Source organism: Rhodoglobus galactosidasius, from assembly GCF_054957775.1.
In genome coordinates this window covers 233,851-253,736 of sequence record NZ_JBQIAV010000004.1, presented here as the reverse complement: position 1 = coordinate 253,736, position 19,886 = coordinate 233,851, and the positions used below count along the sequence as shown (strand labels likewise).

At 61.1% G+C, this 19,886-nt stretch carries 20 protein-coding genes; 15 read left to right on the top strand and 5 right to left on the bottom strand.

The features are described from left to right. The first annotated feature begins 6 nt into the window (after window positions 1-6). The 5 genes from ACTJJW_RS07365 to ccsB are packed head-to-tail and all read left to right on the top strand — an operon-like array spanning window position 7 to window position 4,597. Window positions 7-642: a histidine phosphatase family protein gene (locus ACTJJW_RS07365; protein WP_462643481.1), complete on the top strand. Its 636-nt coding sequence runs from the start codon at window positions 7-9 to the stop codon at window positions 640-642. Continuing rightward, the gene (locus ACTJJW_RS07360) at window positions 639-1,229 is read left to right on the top strand and encodes a TlpA family protein disulfide reductase (RefSeq protein WP_462643480.1); all 591 of its coding nucleotides are present in this window, start codon (window positions 639-641) and stop codon (window positions 1,227-1,229) included. Before ACTJJW_RS07365 ends, ACTJJW_RS07360 begins: the two co-directional genes overlap by 4 nt. Continuing rightward, window positions 1,229-1,972 carry a cytochrome c biogenesis CcdA family protein gene (locus tag ACTJJW_RS07355; RefSeq protein ID WP_462643479.1) on the top strand — a complete coding sequence of 248 codons (744 nt, stop codon included), beginning with the start codon at window positions 1,229-1,231 and terminating at the stop codon, window positions 1,970-1,972. The genes ACTJJW_RS07360 and ACTJJW_RS07355 overlap by 1 nt, the downstream gene beginning before the upstream one ends. Further along, window positions 1,950-3,581: a cytochrome c biogenesis protein ResB gene (resB, locus tag ACTJJW_RS07350; RefSeq protein ID WP_462643478.1), complete on the top strand. Its 1,632-nt coding sequence runs from the start codon at window positions 1,950-1,952 to the stop codon at window positions 3,579-3,581. Before ACTJJW_RS07355 ends, resB begins: the two co-directional genes overlap by 23 nt. After that, window positions 3,578-4,597 carry a c-type cytochrome biogenesis protein CcsB gene (gene ccsB / locus ACTJJW_RS07345; protein ID WP_462643477.1) on the top strand — a complete coding sequence of 340 codons (1,020 nt, stop codon included), beginning with the start codon at window positions 3,578-3,580 and terminating at the stop codon, window positions 4,595-4,597. The genes resB and ccsB overlap by 4 nt, the downstream gene beginning before the upstream one ends. On the opposite strand, the gene ACTJJW_RS07340 is transcribed toward ccsB, so the two are convergent. Beyond that, on the bottom strand, window positions 4,598-5,578 hold the full coding sequence (locus ACTJJW_RS07340; RefSeq protein ID WP_462643476.1) for an o-succinylbenzoate synthase: 981 nt from the start codon (window positions 5,576-5,578) through the stop codon (window positions 4,598-4,600). Window positions 5,579-5,620: 42 nt separating this feature from the next. On the opposite strand from ACTJJW_RS07340, the gene ACTJJW_RS07335 reads away from it, so the two are divergent. From ACTJJW_RS07335 to ACTJJW_RS07320, 4 genes are read left to right on the top strand one after another with little or no spacing between them, the layout of a single operon-like run. Continuing rightward, window positions 5,621-6,037, top strand: coding sequence for a 1,4-dihydroxy-6-naphthoate synthase (locus ACTJJW_RS07335; RefSeq protein WP_462643475.1), 417 nt, complete (start codon window positions 5,621-5,623; stop codon window positions 6,035-6,037). A 30-nt stretch (window positions 6,038-6,067) separates the two neighbouring features. Then, the gene (locus ACTJJW_RS07330; RefSeq protein WP_462643474.1) at window positions 6,068-7,042 is read left to right on the top strand and encodes a 1,4-dihydroxy-2-naphthoyl-CoA synthase; all 975 of its coding nucleotides are present in this window, start codon (window positions 6,068-6,070) and stop codon (window positions 7,040-7,042) included. A 17-nt stretch (window positions 7,043-7,059) separates the two neighbouring features. Further along, window positions 7,060-8,169, top strand: coding sequence for an AMP-binding protein (locus ACTJJW_RS07325; RefSeq protein WP_462643473.1), 1,110 nt, complete (start codon window positions 7,060-7,062; stop codon window positions 8,167-8,169). 9 nt (window positions 8,170-8,178) lie between these two features. Next, complete coding sequence (locus tag ACTJJW_RS07320) at window positions 8,179-9,204, top strand: 1,4-dihydroxy-2-naphthoate polyprenyltransferase (RefSeq protein WP_462643472.1); 1,026 nt, start codon at window positions 8,179-8,181, stop codon at window positions 9,202-9,204. Here the strand turns inward: ACTJJW_RS07320 and ACTJJW_RS07315 are convergent. After that, on the bottom strand, window positions 9,187-9,465 hold the full coding sequence (locus tag ACTJJW_RS07315) for a DUF4229 domain-containing protein (RefSeq protein WP_462643471.1): 279 nt from the start codon (window positions 9,463-9,465) through the stop codon (window positions 9,187-9,189). The two genes, ACTJJW_RS07320 and ACTJJW_RS07315, sit on opposite strands and share 18 nt — an antisense overlap. Window positions 9,466-9,519: 54 nt before the next feature. On the opposite strand from ACTJJW_RS07315, the gene ACTJJW_RS07310 reads away from it, so the two are divergent. Genes ACTJJW_RS07310 through ACTJJW_RS07300 form a run of 3 tightly spaced genes read left to right on the top strand, consistent with a single transcriptional unit; the run spans window position 9,520 to window position 12,396 of the window. Beyond that, on the top strand, window positions 9,520-9,852 hold the full coding sequence (locus ACTJJW_RS07310) for a PLDc N-terminal domain-containing protein (protein WP_462643470.1): 333 nt from the start codon (window positions 9,520-9,522) through the stop codon (window positions 9,850-9,852). Continuing rightward, on the top strand, window positions 9,833-11,548 hold the full coding sequence (menD, locus tag ACTJJW_RS07305; RefSeq protein ID WP_462643469.1) for a 2-succinyl-5-enolpyruvyl-6-hydroxy-3-cyclohexene-1-carboxylic-acid synthase: 1,716 nt from the start codon (window positions 9,833-9,835) through the stop codon (window positions 11,546-11,548). Before ACTJJW_RS07310 ends, menD begins: the two co-directional genes overlap by 20 nt. A 23-nt stretch (window positions 11,549-11,571) precedes the next feature. Further along, a complete protein-coding gene (locus tag ACTJJW_RS07300) occupies window positions 11,572-12,396 on the top strand; it encodes a polyphosphate kinase 2 family protein (RefSeq protein WP_462643468.1) in 825 nt (274 codons plus the stop codon). Window positions 12,397-12,432: 36 nt separating this feature from the next. Here the strand turns inward: ACTJJW_RS07300 and ACTJJW_RS07295 are convergent, their stop codons facing one another. Further along, complete coding sequence (locus ACTJJW_RS07295) at window positions 12,433-13,686, bottom strand: isochorismate synthase (protein WP_462643467.1); 1,254 nt, start codon at window positions 13,684-13,686, stop codon at window positions 12,433-12,435. A gap of 128 nt (window positions 13,687-13,814) precedes the next feature. Between ACTJJW_RS07295 and ubiE the strand changes: the two genes are divergently transcribed. From ubiE to ACTJJW_RS07280, 3 genes are read left to right on the top strand one after another with little or no spacing between them, the layout of a single operon-like run. Next, window positions 13,815-14,597 carry a bifunctional demethylmenaquinone methyltransferase/2-methoxy-6-polyprenyl-1,4-benzoquinol methylase UbiE gene (ubiE, locus tag ACTJJW_RS07290; protein ID WP_462643466.1) on the top strand — a complete coding sequence of 261 codons (783 nt, stop codon included), beginning with the start codon at window positions 13,815-13,817 and terminating at the stop codon, window positions 14,595-14,597. Between the two features lie 26 nt (window positions 14,598-14,623). Next, the gene (locus ACTJJW_RS07285; RefSeq protein ID WP_462643465.1) at window positions 14,624-15,700 is read left to right on the top strand and encodes a polyprenyl synthetase family protein; all 1,077 of its coding nucleotides are present in this window, start codon (window positions 14,624-14,626) and stop codon (window positions 15,698-15,700) included. Window positions 15,701-15,754: 54 nt separating this feature from the next. Then, on the top strand, window positions 15,755-17,113 hold the full coding sequence (locus ACTJJW_RS07280) for an FAD-dependent oxidoreductase (protein WP_462643464.1): 1,359 nt from the start codon (window positions 15,755-15,757) through the stop codon (window positions 17,111-17,113). Between the two features lie 35 nt (window positions 17,114-17,148). Here the strand turns inward: ACTJJW_RS07280 and cls are convergent, their stop codons facing one another. Together cls and ACTJJW_RS07270 are read right to left on the bottom strand one after the other, a co-directional pair. After that, window positions 17,149-18,624, bottom strand: a complete 1,476-nt coding sequence (gene cls / locus ACTJJW_RS07275) for a cardiolipin synthase (protein ID WP_462643463.1) — start codon at window positions 18,622-18,624, stop codon at window positions 17,149-17,151. A 31-nt stretch (window positions 18,625-18,655) separates the two neighbouring features. Continuing rightward, window positions 18,656-19,876: a cation:proton antiporter gene (locus ACTJJW_RS07270; RefSeq protein ID WP_462643462.1), complete on the bottom strand. Its 1,221-nt coding sequence runs from the start codon at window positions 19,874-19,876 to the stop codon at window positions 18,656-18,658. Window positions 19,877-19,886 lie beyond the last annotated feature (10 nt).

The window sequence follows — 19,886 nt, the reverse complement described above, 5'->3', positions numbered from 1 at the left end:
AATACCGTGCCAGCAGACCTTATCCATCTCGTCCGCCATGGTGAAGTGCACAATCCTGACCGCATTCTTTATGGTCGGCTACCGGGTTATCACCTCAGTGAACTCGGACACCAGATGGCGGATGTTGCCGCCGCAAGCCTTGCCGATCGGCCGCTTACGGCGCTCTACGCGAGCCCCCTGCAGCGCGCCCAAGAGTCGGCGCAGCCCTGGTCGGAGCGCTACAACCTGCCGATCGTCACCGAAGAGCGCATTATCGAGCCAGTCAACTGGTTCGAAGGCAGTCGCTTTCAGTTTCCTCAGGTGCTGGGCAACCCGCGCGCCTGGCCGCAACTGATCAACCCCCTCAAGCCGAGCTGGGGCGAAGCCTTCCTCAGTGTTGAAGCGCGGATGCTCGAAGCCATCGATGAGGCGTGGGCTGCAGCCGATGGCGGCGAAGTCGTCATGGTCAGCCACCAAATGCCCATTGTTATGGTGGCTCGTTCGGTGAAGAAAATGCGGCTCGCGCACGACCCGCGCCGCCGTCGCTGCACCCTCTCGAGCATTACGACGCTCGCCCGCGAGGGTGATAACTTTGTCGAGGTTGACTATCAGGAACCTGCGGGAGACTTGCTCGCAGCATCCATCGATTTAGGAGCAGTGTGAAGCGCTATCTTCTCGCCGCCGTTGTCGCGAGCCTCGCTTTGGTCACTGCGTCGTGTGCGTCCCCCAGCGAATCGCTTGCGCAGCAGTACCAAAACGGTTCAGAACAGGGCTATATCTCTGGGGATGGTTCGACTGCCGAGATTCCGGAAGCTGACCGCGATGCGCCAGTCACATATGAGGGATCCCTTGATACCGGAGGAACCGTCTCGAGCAGCGAGTTCGTAGGCTCGGTCTATGTCGTGAACTTTTGGTACGCTAGTTGCCCTCCGTGCCGCCTTGAGGCTCCCGATCTAGTTGACCTCAGCGCCCAATACCCCGACGTTCCCTTTCTGGGAGTGAATATCCTTGACACGGCTCAAACGTCCCTCACTTTTGCAAGTGAATATGGAATTGAGTATCCCTCAGTTTTGGATGCCAAGACTGCGGGCGTGCAACTTGCATTTGCCGGTGCCGTGCCGCCGAATGCGGTCCCTACCACTCTCGTGCTTGATCGCGAAGGGCGCCTCGCGGCCCGCATCAGTGGTCTGGTGCGCGACCCCAGCATTCTGGCAGCGATGATAGATTCTGTCCTCGCTGAAGGTCAATAGTGTCGAACCCGATTGGGGAGCTCGTTCTCAGCGGCAACCTTCTGATCGTGATCCCGATTGCGTTGCTCGCCGGACTGGTGTCGTTTGCTTCACCGTGTGTTCTGCCCCTGGTTCCCGGCTACTTGGGCTACATCGGCGGATTCACGAGCGCCGACGGCAAGAGCAGCACGAAGCGGCTCGCTTTGGGCGTTGGGCTCTTTATCCTCGGTTTCACCGTGGTGTTCGTCGCGTTCACGGTGCTGTTCGGCACGGCTGGCCTCCTATTGCGGCCCTGGCTTGATCTCATCACTCGCATCGCTGGAGCCCTCGTAATCGTCATGGGGCTTGTCTTCATTGGGCAGGTCACATTTGCGCAGCGCACGATTCGACCCCGACTGAAGGTCACGACCGGACTTGCCGGTGCTCCAGTGCTTGGCATCGTCTTCGCTCTCGGCTGGACGCCCTGCCTTGGGCCTACTCTCATTGCTGTCGGCAGCATGGCGCTCGACGGGGGCGATCCCGGCCGTGCTGCAATGGTGGGCGTTGCCTACAGTCTGGGTCTCGGTATCCCATTCCTGCTCGTGGCTTTGGGCCTGAACTGGGCGACTGGGTCGGTGGCGTGGATGCGCCGCCACATCCGCACTATTAATCTGATTGGTGGGGGATTGCTCGTGCTGATTGGGCTGCTCATGGTTACCGGTGTGTGGCGTGCAATCGTGACAAGTTTGGGGGCGGTGATCGGTGGTTTCGACACAGTCATCTGAGCCGGCGAACGGTGGTGACTCGACCAGGCCGACCGACCACATGGATGCGCCACTGGCGCACAGCAAGATTCAGCAGCCGAAGTTGGGCTTCGTTGGTTACGCGCGGTTCTTTTGGCGCCAGCTCACGAGCATGCGCACGGCCCTCTTCCTGCTGCTGCTGCTGGCTGTTGGGGCGATCCCCGGTTCGCTCGTTCCGCAGATAAGCTCCGACCCCAACGGTGTCATTGCCTATCGCCGCAACAACCCAGACACCGCAGCGATTCTCGACTTCTTTCAAGTGTTCAACACCTTCACCTCGGTGTGGTTCTCGGCGATCTATCTTCTGCTGTTCATCTCGCTCGTTGGTTGTGTACTGCCGCGCACCAAGCACCACTTTGATGCACTGCGTGCGCGCCCACCGAAGACCCCCGCCCGCCTGTCGCGGCTGGAGGGCTTCACGACCCGCACGACCGAAGCGGATGCGGCAACCACTATCGAGGCCGCTCGCCGCTTGCTGCGCTCGCAGCGCTATCGTACCGAGCTTTATGGCGGTTCGGTCAGTGCTGAGCGTGGCTACCTCCGCGAGACCGGCAACCTCGTGTTTCACTCTGCTCTAGTCGGTGTGCTGATCGCGGTCGGCATTGGTGGTGGCTTTGGTTATACGGGCCAGCGCGTTGTCGTGGAGGGGTACGCGTTCAGCAACTCTCTCGCCAGCTATGACTCCTTCAATCCTGGCCGCTTTTTCACGGACGTGGCCCTGGACCCGTTCGCTGTCGCTCTTGACTCTTTTGAACCCGTCTACGAACAGTCCAACCGCCAAGCCATTGGGCTACCCATTGACTTCACCGCCAATGTCACAACCACCATACGCGGCGAAGATTCCCAATCTGCACGCATCAAAGTCAATGAACCGTTAAGCGTTGCAGGCACGTCCATCTACCTTCTCGGCAACGGCTACGCCCCGGTTCTCACGGTTCGCGACGCCGATGACAAGGTAATCTCCTCGCAGCCCACTGCATGCATTCCTTTTGATGGCAACCTCGGTAGCACGTGCATCATTAAGATTCCGGATGGTCTCGATCAGCAGATCGGCATGCTTGGCTTCCTCTACCCGACGACTGGCACGCTCACCTCGGGCGCGCTTACGTCTGTGTATCCCGATCTCATTTCGCCCACGCTGACGTTGGAGGTCTATCAGGGTGACCTCGGCCTCGACAACGGCCAAGGTACCAACGCCTATGCGCTCAACACCGACTCGCTTCAGCAGATTGCGGGCCGCGACTCCGAGGCAGAGACGGTGCGGTTGACGCCCGGTGATCGAGTCGATTTACCCAACAACCTGGGTAGTGTCGAGTTGGCGAGCATCCCGCGCTTCGCTTCGCTCGAAGTGCACCATGACCCCTCGCAGGTACCGGTGCTGTTGTTCTCGATTCTCGTGCTCGCCGGTCTTGTGACGAGCCTGTTTGTGCCGCGGCGCCGGATGTGGGTTTCAGCCCGCACCGATGATGACGGCACGACGACCGTTGAATACGCGGCTCTCGCCCGCGGTGACGACCCCAACCTTGAGGCTGCGGTCGCAGACTTCGCCGATAGGCATTCCCAGCAATTGAAAGTTAGAGTGGATTCGTGACTGAGACCTTTGCTTCGTACTCGCTGATTGCGGTCTACTCCGCGATGGCGATTTATACGCTTGCGTTCGTAATGTTCGCCATTGATTTGGCGCGCCGTTCGGCAGAGTCGGGTGACGCTGCCGAAGCGTCCGTGACCGGGCTGGCTGCGGCATCCGCTCGCAGCGCAAGCGTTGCGGCGTCATCGGTCGGCGGCTCCGCTGCCGGATCGACCGCCACACTCACCGTTGACAAGGCTGCGGGTTCAGGCGCTGCCGCCCCGCGCGCGGATTCGCCCAAGTATTTGCGTCTCGCAGTAGCCATGACCGTCATCGCTTGGGTGCTGCATGTGGGTGCTGTCGTCTTGCGTGGTGTAGCCGCAAATCGCGTTCCCTGGGCCAACATGTTCGAGTTCACGATCACCGCCACCGCGCTGATCATCGGTGTTTTCCTTGTAGTGCAGTTCTGGCAGGATCTTCGCTTCCTCGGCGCGTTCATCACTGGCTTCGCGCTCATCGCGCTCGGTGTTGGTACGTCAAGTTTTTATGTAGATGTCGTGCCCTTGCCTCCTGCTCTGCAGTCGGCCTGGTTGGTCATCCACGTGTTCGTTGCCAGCCTGAGCACCGGGTTCTTTGCGCTCGCTGCGGGTCTCTCGATCGTGCAGCTCATGCAGTCGCGACGCGAAATGGGCAAGGCGCTGAAGCTGCGCTTCCTCGACACTCTTCCTGCGGCTGATCGCCTTGAAACATTGGCCTACCGACTCGCCGTTGTCGGCTTTGTGATGTGGACTTTCACCCTCATGGCGGGTGCCATCTGGGCTGAGCGCGCCTGGGGTCGCTACTGGGGTTGGGATACCAAAGAGGTCTGGACCTTCATCATCTGGACCATCTATGCCGGTTACATCCATGCCCGGGCGACTCGTGGATGGCGCGGCTCCCGTTCAGCTTGGCTCGCGATCGTAGGTCTCGCCGCGATTGTCTTCAACTTCACGGTCGTCAACCTGTTCTTCAAGGGGCTCCACTCCTACTCAGGGCTGTAACTAGTTTTTACCTAGTTCGTGGCAGCGCTCAAGGCGCGAGAGCCACCACTGGGTGCGCTCCGGATTGGCGGCCCAGCGAGTGAGCAACGCTTCGTCGGCATCCACTCGCCGTACCTCAATGCGCCCACCACGCGCACGCAACGGAGATGGGGTGACATCTGCGGCGAGCAGGGATGCCGTAGCTAACCCGCAGTCGTAGTCGAGCGGATCGATCGCGGCAGCCAAGTGCGCACCCATTGCAAGGCCCACTGACGTCTCGAGAGCACTAGAGACCACCACGGGTAGTCCTGCCTGCTCAACAACGCTGAGGGCGCGAGAAATGCCCCCAGAGGGTTGAGCCTTGATGACGAGCAAATCGGCTGCGCCTGAGCGAGCAACAGCCAGAGGATCCTCTGCCTTGCGCACACTCTCGTCTGCAGCGACCGGGATGCCCATGTAGGCGATGCGACCGCGCAACTCACCCAACTCTTCAACAGTCGCGCAGGGCTGCTCCACATACTCGAGGTCGAACTCTGCGAGGGCGTGAACGGCACGCTCGGCCTCATCGACCGTCCAAGCGCCATTCGCGTCAATGCGGATGCGACCTGCCGGCCCCATCACGCGACGCACCTCAGCGACGCGGGCGACGTCATCCGCGAGGGTGTGGCCTGGCTCGGCAACTTTGACCTTGGCTGTCCGGCAGCCATCAAATCGTTCGAGCACCGCTTCAACAAGTTCGGCTTCCACCGCGGGAACTGTTGCATTCACAAAAATATGGTCACGCACGAGTGGGGGAGTCTCATTCCAGGCGTAGTCGATTGCGGCCATAAGCCACGTGCTCGCCTCGACATCGTCGTACTCCACGAAAGGAGAGAACTCGCTCCAGCCTTGGGGGCCGCGAAAGAGCAGCGCTTCACGCTGATCGATGCCGCGAAAGCGGGAAGTCATGGGAAGGGACACCACATGAGCGGTGTCGAGAATTTCGTTCACTGAAGGGAACATGTCCCTAGTCTGACAAGTTCCTCTGTCAGTTAGGGTAATTGCGTGACTAATCCGGGAGATATCGAGCGCGTCGGAACCAAAGTCGTGCCGTACTACGTCGTAGGCGTTGTCGACGACGAGCCAGAAATCTCCACCGAAGCGCCCGAGCCTGACAACGTCGAGAGCGAAAAGGTCGTTCGTCGCGCCCGCCCGACCTGGATCGGTTTCATCGCCGCAGCTTTGGGAGTGGCAACGTTCGTGCTCTTCATCGTGGCCATGCTCGTCACGACCGGCGGCAACTTTCCCACGGGAACCATACTCGGCTACGTCACCGTTGGTGTGTCGATCTCGGCCGCAATAACCGCAGTCATCAGCCTCGTTTTTGGCTACCAGCGTCGTTGGGCAGCCTTCGGTCTCGCCATGGCGATCCTTGCCAACCCGATCGTGCTCGTCACGGTGTTTCGCTTCTTCGGTGGCTAAGTACAGCTCTTCGGTAGCTATGGTGGAGCCATGGCGCTGGTTTCAGAAATATTTGACGAAAAGTTGTGGCGATCAGTCGCCGGGTTCGATGACCTCACGGATGTCACCTATCACCAGGATGTGACCGGCACGATCGCGCGTATCGCGTTCGATCGCCCCGAAGTGCGCAACGCGTTCCGCCCGCACACCGTCGATGAGCTGTATCAAACCCTCGACGATGCCCGCCAGAATCCCCGCATCGGCGTTGTGCTGCTGACCGGCAACGGGCCGAGCGAGAAAGATGGCGGCTGGGCGTTCTGTTCTGGCGGCGATCAGCGCATCCGTGGCCGTGCTGGCTACGAGTATGAAGGTCAGGCCGGAGCAACTAACCCCACGGCAGCAAGCGCCGCGGAGGAGGCTGAGGCTTCGGAGGCAGACGTTGCCGCTGCGGCTGGAGCACGCCGGGCCGCCGCCGGGCGCCTGCATATTCTTGAAGTGCAGCGGCTCATCCGCTTCATGCCCAAGGTCGTCATTGCTGTGGTTCCCGGCTGGGCTGCCGGAGGAGGACACTCGCTGCACGTCGTCTGCGACCTCACGATTGCCAGCGCCGAACATGCACGCTTTAAGCAGACGGATGTCGACGTCGGCTCCTTTGACGCTGGCTACGGCAGCGCATACTTCGCCCGCCAAGTCGGCCAAAAGTTTGCCAGAGAAGTGTTCTTCCTAGCCCGCGAGTATGACGCCAAGCGCGCCCTCGACGCCGGAGCGATCAACGCCGCAGTGCCGCACGCTGAGCTCGAAGCCACCGCCTACGAGTGGGCGCAGACGATCATGACCAAGTCGCCCACCGCCATCCGCATGGTGAAGTTTGCGCTCAACGCTGTAGACGATGGCCTCGTCGGTCAGCAAGTCTTTGCGGGAGAAGCCACCCGATTGGCCTACGGAACAGACGAAGCAGTCGAAGGGCGCGACTCATTCCTTGAGAAGCGTGCACCCGACTGGTCACCGTTTCCCTGGCAGTACTGAGCAACGGAGCAATTGCTGTGACACGAGAACTCTGGTCGATTGACGCGCGCGATCCACGCAAGGTTTGGGCAGCGCTAGTGCCAGCACTCGAGGGAACGGGGGCCGCGATTCTGCCGCACCCGGCCTCCCCCTCTGGACTGCCAGAGACCGTGCCCGCGAACGTAGCCATTGTTGTCGAGACGAGCGGATCGACAGGCCGACCTAAGCGCGTGATGCTCAGTGCCGAAGCGCTGAAGGCGAGTGCCGCGGCATCCGATGAACTGTTGGGTGGGTCGGGGCAGTGGCTCCTGGCTGTGCCCTCTCACTACATTGCGGGCATCAACGTGTTGGCGCGTTCGCACTTCTCGGGCACCGTGCCGGTCATGATGTCGCCGAACGGATTCACTGCCGAGACTTTCGTTGCAGCCGCAGCCGAGCTCACTGCAGAACGACGCTTCATTTCGCTCGTGCCGGTGCAATTGGCGCGACTTCTCGAATCAGCGGATGCCGTCGCCGCGTTGGCAACCTTCACTCGGATTCTGGTTGGCGGCCAGTCAACCCCGAGCTCCTTGCTTGCGGCAGCACGCGCTCGCGGCCTCGCCGTCACGACAACGTACGGGTCGAGCGAAACCAGCGGCGGCTGCGTGTGGGACGGCACACCGCTGCCTACCGCGCAGATGCGGCTTGTGGATGATCGCATCGAACTTGCTGGTCCCATGCTGGCCGAGGGCTACCTCGAAGACCCGCACCGCAGTGCTTTTACGTTCCGTGAGCACGAGGGCACCCGCTGGTATCGCACTGACGATATCGGCGAGATCGTGGACGGCGTGCTGCGGGTTCGTGGTCGCGCAGACGACATGATCATCTCCGGAGGAGTGAAAGTGTCCCTCGCCGAAGTGGAGACTGCGGTGCACGCTCTGCCCGGTCAGAGTACTGCCGTTGTTGTTGCTGTGCCGCACCCAGAATGGGGTGAAGCGCTCGTGGTGATTACGACATCCGCGATTGATGTGGATGCCCTTCGGCAGTCGATTTCCGCACAATTGGGGGCTGCAGCGGCCCCCGCCCGCGTAATGCTGATTGATCAGATTCCGATGTTGGCAACAGGAAAGCCCGACCGCCTGGCCCTTGCGTCAGTCGTGCTTAAGTAGAATCCCACCGTGGCCTCTCCTAAACAGCAACGCATCGACCCCAAAACCATCGACCCCACAACCGTCGCACCGAAATCGAACACCAACTCGGCGAAGAACAAGAGCGGTCGCCCCGGTGGTCGCCCGCCTAAAGCGCCCAAGATCGCGAAAGTGACCGCGCGCGACTGGATTGGTGGCGCCCGCATTCAGACGCTTCCACTCGCCTTCGCGCCCGTAGCGTTGGGCACAGCTGCCGCCTATGTGCTGCCGCACGAAGAAGACGGCGCCGGATGGCACTGGTTGCGTGCCCTGCTGTGCCTGATCGTTGCCGTGTCGCTTCAGATTGGAGTGAACTTCGCCAACGACTACTCAGACGGAGTGCGCGGAACTGATAAGAACCGCGTCGGCCCCCGCCGCCTCACCGGCTCGGGCGCTGCACGACCCCGCACCGTCATCACGGTTGCGTTCGTCTGGTTCGGCATCGCCGCCGTGGCAGGCCTCATCATCGTGATTCGCAGTGAACACTGGTGGCTGCTCGCCGTCGGTGCCCTCGCGATTCTGGCCGCGTACTTCTACACTGGTGGCAGACGACCCTACGGCTACCTCGGTCTGGGTGAAGTGTTCGTCTTCATCTTCTTCGGACTCGTTGCCACCGCAGGCACCACGTATGTGCTCGCGGACACGGTGACCCTCGAGTCGTGGTTGGCGGCGGTGGCAGTCGGGCTGTTCGCCGTTGCGACCCTCATGGTCAACAACATCCGCGACATTGAGCAAGACAAGCTTGCGGGAAAGCGCACGCTGGCCGTGATGATTGGCAACCTGCCATCGCGCATCTTCTACGTTGGTGCGATGCTTGTGCCCTTTGGCATCCTGGGCGTCTACACGTTGCTCTACGTCAACGCCTACCTGGTGTACTTCGTGCTGCTCGTAGCGCTGCCAGCGTGCGTGATTGTGCTGACCGCCAAGACAGCGTCAGAGCTAATCTTGGCGCTGCGCCTCACCGGGCTTACAGCACTGCTGTTTGGTCTGGGGCTAGCCTCAGCGATCGCCTTCTAGGTCGCGACTTTCGGCGCTGAGATCTGCTGCCGCATCTTCCGCGTCGCGGTCGGGGTCGTGGCTGGGGCCTGAGCGTCGCGCCACAATATCGAGCGCAACGGCATCTCGAAGCTTGCCGAAAAAGATATACGAAATCGCGAATCCCACGATTGCGGCGATGATGGCCGAAAGCCACCAGTCAACCTGCGCGACCATCAGCAGAGCAAACACCGCCGCGAAGATTCCGAGCCGCAATAGTGAGTAGAGGATCCAAGGTTTCACGCCAACAGTCTAGGCTCGCATCCCGCACGCAGCCTGCGAGCGTAGAATGGGCATATGCCTCGACTACTGGTAGTTCTCGCTTTCGCGCTCGTCGCGGTAGACGTGTTCGCCGTTGTCGACGTGATCCTCACCGATCGCAGTCGGGTGCGCGCAATGCCCAAGGTGTTGTGGGTGCTAGTGATTGTGCTTCTTCCCGTTATCGGCGTTGTGCTGTGGTTCAGGCTCGGCAAGGCACGTAGTGCCAGTGCCGGTCGAACACGCACGGTTGCTCCCGATGACGACCCCGACTTCTTGCGCAAGATGCGCCTCAAAGAAGAACAAGATGAACGCATCCGCCGCCTTGAACAGGAACTCGCAGATCTCGACGATGACGATAAGACCAACTAGCTCTCCGGCAACTAATTTCTCGGTAGCCCTTCTCGGAGAGTTCGTTCGTCTCGGCGTTCGAGACATCGTGGTGAGCCCCGGCTCGCGTTCGCAGGCACTCGCGCTTGCCGCCGCCGAATTCGAGAAGCAAGGACTACTGCGCTTGCGCGTGCGCATCGACGAACGAGTCGGGGCCTTTCTCGCACTAGGTCTCGCTGTCGAAACTGGTGCACCCGTGCTGGTTGTCACGACCTCGGGCACGGCTGTAGCCAACCTTCACCCCGCGGTTCTTGAGGCGCATCACTCTGCTGTTCCCCTGATCATCATCAGTGCCGACCGTCCAGACTCGTTCCGGGGCATCGGCTCGAACCAGACCACCCAGCAGCCGGGCATTTTTGGCACCGCTGTGCACCAAACCTGGGATGTCGAAGCACCCACTGGTGCGGCAGACGAGATGGATGCCGCAGCGCAACTAGCCCGCGAAGCCGTTGCCGCAGTCAACGGCCCCGTGCACCTCAACCTCTCGTTCGACGAACCGCTCTCTGCACCATTCACGTGGCAGCCCTCGCTGCGCGATGTCACTCCCGAGCCAGCAACCGCTCGCGAACCCTCCTTTCCTGACCTCTTCAGCGATCTCGATCCGGTCGTAGAAATCACCACCCAGCAATCGCCGGGAGCACCAACGAGAGTCGGGCTCAGCCCCGCCCCGGCCACCGTTGTCGTTGCCGGCACCGGTGCTGGACCGCGTGCCGAGCAGGTCGCCCGCGAACTCGGTTCACCGCTCATCGCCGAGGTTGCCAGTGGAGCGCACTTCGGACCCAACCTCGTTGTTGCCTACCGCGAGCTCCTGAACACCGCGAACTTCGGCGATCGGGTGGCGCGCGTGATCGTCTTCGGGCATCCAACGTTGAGTCGCGAGATTCCGGCGCTGATTCAGCGGCCCGGAGTTCAGACCATCGTGGTGCGGCATCCGTCTGCCGACGACTACAACCCTGGCCGTTGCGTTCGTCTCTTCGTCGACGAAGTTTCTGTGTCGGGCGAGGCCACCGACCGGGCATGGCTCGGCCGTTGGGTTAGTTCGAGCCGCCAGCTTCTCGAAACCGAAAGCATCGCCCCTGATATTGACGCGGATGCTCGCACTCACGCCAAATCAGAGCTGGCGATTGTGCGTACCCCTGTCGACCGGCGCATGCTCGCCGAAGCAGTGTGGAGGGCAACCTGGCCGCACGACCGGCTGGTGCTTGGCGCCTCACGCTTGATCCGCGAAGTGGACCGCGTTGTGCCGGGCAAGAAGATCCCGGTGCATGCCAACCGCGGCCTCGCAGGAATCGACGGAACGATCTCCACCGCTCTCGGTATCGCCCTTGCCAGTCAAGCTGAGGCAGGAAATGAGGGTGTCACTCGGGTGCTGCTCGGCGACCTCGCGATCTTCCACGATGTTGGGGCACTCATGTTTGGTGTTGGAGAGCCTCGACCGCGCATCCAGGTCATTGTCGGCAACGACGGTGGCGGCACAATTTTCGACGTGCTCGAAGTTGCGGGCCAGGCCGGCGACAGCTTTGATCGCGTGCTGCTGACGCAACAGAACGCATCCATTGAGGCACTTGCTGTCGCCTACGGCTGGCGTTACATCTCGGCGGCGACGCGCGGCGAACTCGATCAGGCGCTCTCGGCGCATCCCGAACCAACCATCATTGAGGTTCCACTGAGCCGCTAGGTTCGCCGGGTAATCTTGTGCACATGAGCACACTCACGCCTGTCTCCACCGATTTTGAGCTCGCGAACATCGATCCGTCGTCGACTCCCGGATTCGATGGCGACAAGAAAGATGCCGAAAAGGCGCTCGCTAAGAACACCGAGCGCCTAGCCGAACTGCAGGAGCGGCTCTTCGCCGAGAGCAAGTTCGGCGGCAAGCGCCGAGTGCTGTTGGTGTTGCAGGCGATGGACACGGCGGGCAAGGGCGGCATCCTGCGTCACGTCATTGGCGGGGTGGACCCGCAGGGCGTGCAGATTTATGCGTTCAAGGCACCAACCGACGAAGAGAAGTCGCACGACTTCTTGTGGCGCATCCGAAAAGAACTTCCCACTGCTGGCAACATCGGCGTCTTCGACCGCTCGCACTACGAGGATGTGCTGATTCACCGGGTGCACGGATTCTCCACCCCCGAGACGGTCGAAGAACGCTACGGGATCATCGAGGAGTTCGAAAAAGAACTTGTGGCACAGGGCACCACGGTCATCAAGATCATGCTGCACATCAGTGCCGACGAGCAGAAAGAGCGACTGCAAGAGCGTCTCGACCGGCCAGAAAAAAACTGGAAGTACAACCCCGGCGACGTTGATGAGCGACTGCTGTGGTCGGAATACCAAGAGGCCTACGAGATTGCACTGCGTCGCACGACAACCGCGGCTGCTCCCTGGTACGTGATCCCTGCGAACCGGAAGTGGTACGCGCGGTGGGCCGTTCAGCAGCTTCTGTTGGAGGCTCTAGAGGGGATCGATCCGCAGTGGCCGAGTGCCGACTATGACGTTGAGGCCGAAAAGGGTCGGCTGGCCGACAGCTAGTCGACCTCGTTCAGGACCGCGCGGTCTCGAAGGGCTCTAGCCGAACGCGTCGACGATGGGGCGGAACTTGAGTTCCGTCTCGGCGAGTTCGCGTTTGGCATCCGATCCCGCAACGATGCCTGCACCGGCATACGCGGTGATACTCGTGCCGTCGACTTGGGCACAGCGCAGAGCGACAGCCCATTCGCCGTTGCCATTTGCATCGACCCAACCAACCGGCCCGGCGTAGCGACCGCGATCGAAACTTTCGAGCTCGTCGATGATCCGAATTGCTGCTGGTGTGGGTGTTCCCGCGACTGCCGCTGTCGGGTGCAGGATTTCGATGAGGTCGAGTGCGCTTGAGCGCTCCGTCAGCTGCCCCTTGATGTCGGTGGCGAGATGCCACAGGTTCGGCAGCTGCAATGCGAATGGGGCGGATGCCGCAACCAGTTCACTGCTCAACGACTGCAGAGCATCCATGACGCTGGCAAGCGCAAGCGCATGTTCTTGCTGATCCTTGGGTGAGTTCGCCAAGGTCGCTGCGGCTCGCCCATCGGAGATTCGGTCGTCGCCGCGCGCTGCACTGCCCGCAAGGACGCGGGCGCTGACGCTGCCGTTGTGCACCCGCACGAGAGTTTCGGGGCTGGAGCCAATGAGGCCGTCGACGGCGAACGTGAAGGTGTCGGGGTAGCGGCTGGCGAGGGCTTCGATTGGCACGCGCAGGTCAGCATCTGCGGGAAGGGTGGCGACTTGATCTCGAGCGAGCACGATCTTTGCTGCGTGGGATTGGGAGATCTCGCGCAGTGCAGCTGTGACGGTGCTGGTGAAGCCTTTGGGGCTCGTCTCTCCTGGCGTGAACGAAATATGCACGTGTGCCCCGTGGGGTGTACGCGGGATAGTGGCGAGAGCATCCGTGGTGTTGAGGAGTCCGCCGACTTCGCCGACAGTTATTGAGGTGACCCAGTGGATGCCGTCTCGGCTACCAATGAGGAGGCGAGGCACGATGAGCACGCTCGCAGCAGCAGACGAGTCAGCGAACGCGAAGCTGCCGAGTGCCACGAGGCCGGTGCCGGCACGTTTCACGCTGTCGTGCACGATTGCGGTGCGCGAGAGCTCGCTCCAGGCTGCTGCTGCTTGGGCGAATCGATCTGCACCTCGGAATTCGAGGCGAAGCAGTTCGCCGACTCCGACGATTCCGTCACCGCCGCGAACGAACGCAAGAGGATAGTCGGGGGCGATCCAGTCGAGGATGCTGCCAATCGACGCGCTCGGACGCGTAACAGCGGTGAGCGGTTCGCGGGTGCTAGTCATCGCGAACGCCAAATTTGGTGCCGGGAACGGGCTGCTCTGTAGCCCAATAGTGCCTCACAGGTATCAGAGTACCTGTCAGTTGCGGCGGGGAAAGTGAGCATCGGCCCTGAGCGCCCTAGACTGATGGCGTGGGTAAGGCTGACATGAACAAGCGACCGGACGACGTGGCCGGGATGTTCGATGGTGTCGCAAAACACTACGACCGCACAAATGCCGTTTTGTCGGCCGGAAACGCAGTGCTGTGGCGGGCTGCCACGGTGCGCGCTGTTGCCCCAGAGGCTGGCGAACGCATCCTTGACATTGCTTCGGGCACCGGCACAAGCTCGGCGGCCCTTCACCGCAACGGCGCCAGAGTTATTGGTCTCGACTTTTCCACAGGCATGGTCGAGCAGGCTCGCAAGCGTCACAAGAAGATCGAGTTCGTTCAGGGCGATGCGGAGAAGCTCCCGTTTGGCGATAACGAGTTTGATGCGGTCACCATCAGTTTTGGGTTGCGCAACGTCAATGATCCTCGTGCGGCACTCTCGGAGATGTTCCGCGTTGTGAAGCCGGGCGGTCGTCTCGTGATCACCGAATTTTCCAAGCCGCCGGTCGCCATTGTGCGCGCCGGCTACTTCACTTACTTGAACCGCGTAATGCCGCTCATTGCCGATCGCACGAGTTCCAACCCTGAGGCGTACACCTATCTGGCGGAGTCGATTCGTGAATGGCCAGATCAAGGCGAATTGAGTCAGTGGATTCGGGCTGCCGGATTCACTAGGGTTGCCCACCGCAACCTCACTGCGGGCATTGTCGCGATGCACCGCGGCCATAAGCCTGTCGATGAAACGGTTCTCGCGTCGGTTGCCAAGCGCAAAGACCTCGCCACCCGGCCCATCAAGACCATTAAAAACGCCAAACCGAAGCCTTAGCGCTTCGCAAAAGAAATCGGTTGATAGTGAACCCGAGCGTTCCGTCTGCTCGCCGCAGCAACACCCTGAGTTCCTCATTGGGACTGGGCGAGAAGCTCTTTGCCTCAAGCGACGAGCGTCGATTCGCTGCTGCCATCGAAGAGGGTCTTGAGCAGGTCGAGGCAGGCCTGCTTTCACACATGACCTTTGCCGACGAGATTGCGGATGCCACGAGCCGCTACCTTCTCGAAGCTGGCGGCAAGCGCGTGCGCCCTGTGCTCACTCTGCTCACGGCACAGTTGGGCAACGGGAATAATGCCGATGTCGTCACGGCGGCTCAGGCAGTAGAGATCACCCACCTGGCTTCGCTCTACCACGATGACGTTATGGATGAGGCGCAGCTGCGGCGCGGTGTTCCGAGCGCCCAGTCAGTGTGGGGCAACTCGGTCGCGATCCTTACGGGAGATCTGCTTTTCGCTCGGGCGAGCAAGCTCATTGCGGGCCTCGGCGAAGATGCGCTTCTTTTGCAGGCGAACACGTTTGAGCGACTGTGTCTGGGCCAATTGCACGAGACTCTCGGCCCGAAGCCCGGCGAGAACCCTGTTGAGCACTACCTTCAGGTGCTCGCAGATAAGACCGGTTCCCTCATTGCTACAGCGGCCGAGGTCGGGGTCATGTTCTCTGGCGCTCCCGATGAGTACACGGTGCCGGTTCGCGACTTTGGCGAGAAGGTCGGTGTTGCCTTCCAGCTCATCGACGATGTCATCGACCTGTCTGACGAGACCGACAAGACCGGCAAGAAGGCCGGCACCGATCTGCGCAGTGGTGTTGCGACGCTCCCGCTGCTGTACCTGCGCGAGCTGGCCGCGACGAATAGCGATGCTGCAGACCTGCTCACTCGCATCGAGCGCGACGTCAACGACAACTTCTCTGGCGAAGGTGACGATGCTGCACTTGATGCCGCGGTGACCGAACTGCGGGAGCACTCGGTTACGAAGAAGACTTTGGATGAGGCCCGTCGCTGGGGTAGCGAAGCAGTAGAAGCTCTTGCGCCCCTGCCCAACGGCCCGGTAAAGAAAGCCCTCACGCGCTTCGCCGACAGCATCGTCGAACGCTCCAACTAGCACGCCACATTCGCCCGCGCTCGGGCGCAACGAGACGAACGGAAACTACAGCCGATGAGCAAGCTCAGACTCGCCATTGTTGGTGCAGGCCCCGCCGGAATCTATGCCGCAGACATTCTGCTGAAAGCAGAACGACAGTTTGAGGTCTCGATCGACTTGTTCGAGCAACTGCCAGCACCGTATGGTCTCGTGCGCTACGGCGTTGCCCCCGATCATCCGCGCATCAAGGGCATCGTCAACGCGCTTCGCGACGTGCTCGACACCGGCAACATTCGCCTCTTCGGCAACGTCACCTATGGGCGCGACATCACGCTCGACGACCTCAAGAAGCACTACAACGCGGTAATTTTCTCGACCGGTGCGGTTCAGGATGCTCCGCTGTCGATCCCCGGAATCGATCTGCCTGGCAGCCACGGTGCCGCCGAGTTCGTCAGCTGGTACGACGGGCATCCCGATGTTCCCCGCGAGTGGACTCTCGACTCCACAGAGATTGCCGTCATTGGCAACGGTAACGTCGCGCTCGACGTCGCCAGAATGCTCGCTAAGCACGCAGATGACCTACTGCCGACGGAGATTCCCGCCAACGTCTACGAGGGCCTCACATCGAGCCCCGTCACCGACGTGCACGTGTTTGGTCGTCGTGGCCCAATGCAGGTGAAGTTCACCCCGCTAGAAATGCGCGAATTCGGCGAGCTCGACGATGTCGACCTGATCGTCTACGAAGAAGACTTCAACTACGACGACGCCTCGAAAGCGGCCATCGAGTCGAATAAGCAGATCATGGTGCTCGACCGCATCTTCACAAAGTGGCGCGGCGAAGAGAAGGGCACGGCCTCACGTCGCCTGCACCTGCACTTCTACGCCGGCCCCGTCGAGGTGCTCGGCACCGACCGCGTTGAGGGCTTCCGCTACGAACGCACCAAGCCAGACGGACAGGGCGGGGTCGTTGGCACCGGCGAGTTCCGCGAGGTTGCGGTGCAGAGCCTCTATCGCGCTGTTGGCTACTTCGGGTCGCCGCTCGACGGCATCCCCTTCGACGACCACCGAGGCGTGATCCCGAATCGTGAAGGTCAAGTCATCGACGACAACGACCAGCAGGTGCACGGCGTCTACGCCACCGGGTGGATCAAGCGCGGACCTGTCGGCCTCATCGGCCACACCAAGTCTGATGCGATGGAAACCATCAAGCACGTCATGAATGACCAGGCCAACTGGTGGAGCCCCGAGCATCCCGACGAGCAGTCAGTCGTCGACCTGCTGAAGGCCCGCGACGTCGACTTCACCAACCTGCAAGGCTGGCAGCTGCTGGATGCCCGCGAAATCGCTCTGGGGGAGCCCGAGGGCCGTGCGCGCATCAAGCTCGTCGATCGCGACGAAATGATCGCTGCGTCGAAAGATTTCGGCACCAACTAGCTCGACTCGCTGCTGACCTGTTCTACCGACCTGTTCTACTGAACAGCTGCGGTGAGTCGTGCGATGTTGTCGAGCGCTTTGGAACGTCGTGGGCGCTCCATCCACTCCTCGAGAGTGAGTTCGCGACTGACGCTGCGGTATTGCTCTTCGAGTTTGCGCATGTCGGCAATGAATTCGGCTCCGCGAACCATGACTGAGATTTCGAGGTTGAGGCTGAACGAGCGCATATCCATGTTGCTCGATCCGATCACCGCGACTTGATCATCGATAGTGAAGTGCTTGGCGTGCAGCACCGTTGGAGACGGGTAGAGCCAGATCTTCACTCCAGCACGCAGGAGGGTCTCGTAGTAGCTGCGTTGAGCGTGATAGACCATGGCCTGATCGCCGACTTCAGAAACGAATAACTGTACGTCGAGCCCGCTCTGAGCGGCCGTCGTGATTGCGTAGAGCATCGAGTCGTCTGGCACAAAATAGGGGCTCGTGATGATTACGCGCTCCTGGGCGGCATAGAGCAGCGAGTTGAACAGGCGCAGATTGTTCTCGCCCTCAAAGCCGGGGCCACTCGGTACTACTTGGGCGTCAAGGTTTGCTGCGGTCGCCGTCGGCGGTGCTAGCGATCCCTCGCGCACTAAGAGCTCATCGGTTTCGCTGTACCAGTCGGTGATGAAGAGCGCGTGGATTCCGGCAACGATCGGCCCCTCAAAGCGCACCATGAGGTCTTTCCACTCCAGGCCGCGCTTCTTGTTGACGCGCTTGTTGTATGTGGCATCCACCATGTTCTGCGAACCCGTAAAGGCGAGCTTGTTGTCGATGACGAGCAGCTTGCGGTGGTTGCGCAGGTCGGGGCGCTGGAACTTCCACTTGAGCGGCTGCACGGGAAGCATTACCTGCCATTGCACGCCCATTTGCTTTAGGCGACGAATGGTCGTGAAGTATCCGGGAGCGCGCAGTGATGCGAGGTGGTCGAGCAGCACGCGAACCCGAACACCGCGCTTATGTGCCGCTTCTAGCGCGTTGAAGAATGAGGCAGTGGTGGAGTCGAGACTGAGAATGTAGAACTCGACGTGCACGTAATTGGTGGCTTCGTTGACGGCGTCGGTCATGGCATCCAGCGACTTTTGGTAATCAGGGAAGAGCTCCGCCGAGTTGCCACCAACGAGCGGCATGGCGCCCAGGGTGCGATTGAGCTCTACAACAGGCTCAAGCCACGATGGCCACGGCTGATCTCGCCTGACCTGATCCATGCCCTCGGTTGATTCGAGGATGAAGTCGTTGATCTCGATCTGCTTGTCGCGGCGGCCCTTCGGCAGCTTGCGACTGCCCAACATCAGGAACAGCAGGATGCCAACATACGGGAGGAAGAAAATCGCCAGCAACCACGCCATCGCAGTTTGCGGCCGGCGGTTGCGCGGCACATAGATGAGCGAAAGCACTCGAATCGTGAAGTCGAGCAGCAGGAGAGCAGCGGCGACAATGGCCGTGAAATTGAGGGTGATGCCGCCGGCGTCCATTGCTCGAAGTCTAGCCAGCTTTGGGGCTAGCTCAGGAACTAGGGGGTGAGGATCCGTTGTTGGTCGGCGGTCCCTGCCAGGCGGGCGTCTCATCCGGCCTGCTGAATGACCGGGCGACCACCACATCCGTCGATGAATGGGCGATGATCGACAGCGCAATGGTGAGGGCGACGAGGTGGAAGATCAGGTCTCCTTCGGGGATGCCCGCAGTGACGACGACGAGCACGTAGACCACCGAAGCGAAGCCTTTCGGACCGAACCACATCGCTGCCAGTTGCTCGCGCATGGAGAGCCCGGAGCCGAGGAACGAGATGTAGAGCGCTGCGGGCCGGGCAGCGAGGAGCGCGAGGATCGCGAAGACCCATCCAGTCCACTCGATCTCACCAAGAAACTTGAATGACAGCAGTGCGCCGAAGATCATGAGCGCAAGCAGCTTGAGCAGCTCGGAAATGATCTCGCCGAACTCATCGAAGGCTTCGCGCTCTTTCTGGCCGACGGTCGCTACCGTCACACCGGCGGCGAACGCTGCCAAGAACAGGTTGGCGTGCACGGTGGTGGAGAGCGCGAACACGAGCAGCCCGATGGCGATAGGCACGATCGGTTCGAATACCCCGGCAGCCGCAAACAGCTTGGTGTGGAGGGCCTTGATCACGAGCCATGGCACCGCAATACCAATGGCTGTCCCGGTAAGAAACTCGAGCCCCAGCTCACCCAAGTGCAAATTTTCTGCACCAGAACTCACTGCCAAGAACACCACAACGAATGGCAGGGCGAGCCCATCATTCACGCCAGACTCCACGTTGAGCAGCTGCCGCAGCCGCTGAGGCACACGCTTATCGCCCACAAGCGCTGCCGCAAAAACCGGATCAGTGGGGGCCAGAATTGCGCCAATCAGGAGTGCAGCAGGCCAGTCGAGACCCACAAGATAGTGCGCCAACACTGCAGTGATGCCGAGAGTGAGTGGCAACCCCCAACCCAGGGCGCGACCGGGAAGCCGCCACGCCTTGCGCAGGTCAGGCCAGCCCATCTTCATGCCATCCGTGAACAGCACCACGAACAGGGCAATCTCGGCAATCGTCGAGACCTCTTCTGAGGTGGAATCGAAGTTCAGGATGCCCGTAGTCTCCGAGCCGATCACAAAACCGACCACCAAGAACAACACGGCTGCTGACAGCACTGTCCGCCCTGCGAGCGCAGAGAAGAGCACAGCGACCAGCAGAGTTGCCGCAAAGATCAGCAGGAAGAGGTCCACGCTGTGGGGA

Bases quoted from the DNA above. Each gene is read 5' to 3' on its own strand.
- ACTJJW_RS07280 (WP_462643464.1), top strand. From the start codon at position 15,755: ATGAGCAAGCTCAGACTCGCCATTGTTGGTGCAGGCCCCGCCGGAATC.
- ACTJJW_RS07330 (WP_462643474.1), top strand. From the start codon at position 6,068: ATGGCGCTGGTTTCAGAAATATTTGACGAAAAGTTGTGGCGATCAGTC.
- ACTJJW_RS07310 (WP_462643470.1), top strand. From the start codon at position 9,520: ATGCCTCGACTACTGGTAGTTCTCGCTTTCGCGCTCGTCGCGGTAGAC.
- ACTJJW_RS07340 (WP_462643476.1), bottom strand. From the start codon at position 5,578: ATGTTCCCTTCAGTGAACGAAATTCTCGACACCGCTCATGTGGTGTCC.
- menD (WP_462643469.1), top strand. From the start codon at position 9,833: ATGACGATAAGACCAACTAGCTCTCCGGCAACTAATTTCTCGGTAGCC.
- cls (WP_462643463.1), bottom strand. From the start codon at position 18,624: ATGGACGCCGGCGGCATCACCCTCAATTTCACGGCCATTGTCGCCGCT.
- ACTJJW_RS07295 (WP_462643467.1), bottom strand. From the start codon at position 13,686: ATGACTAGCACCCGCGAACCGCTCACCGCTGTTACGCGTCCGAGCGCG.
- ACTJJW_RS07300 (WP_462643468.1), top strand. From the start codon at position 11,572: ATGAGCACACTCACGCCTGTCTCCACCGATTTTGAGCTCGCGAACATC.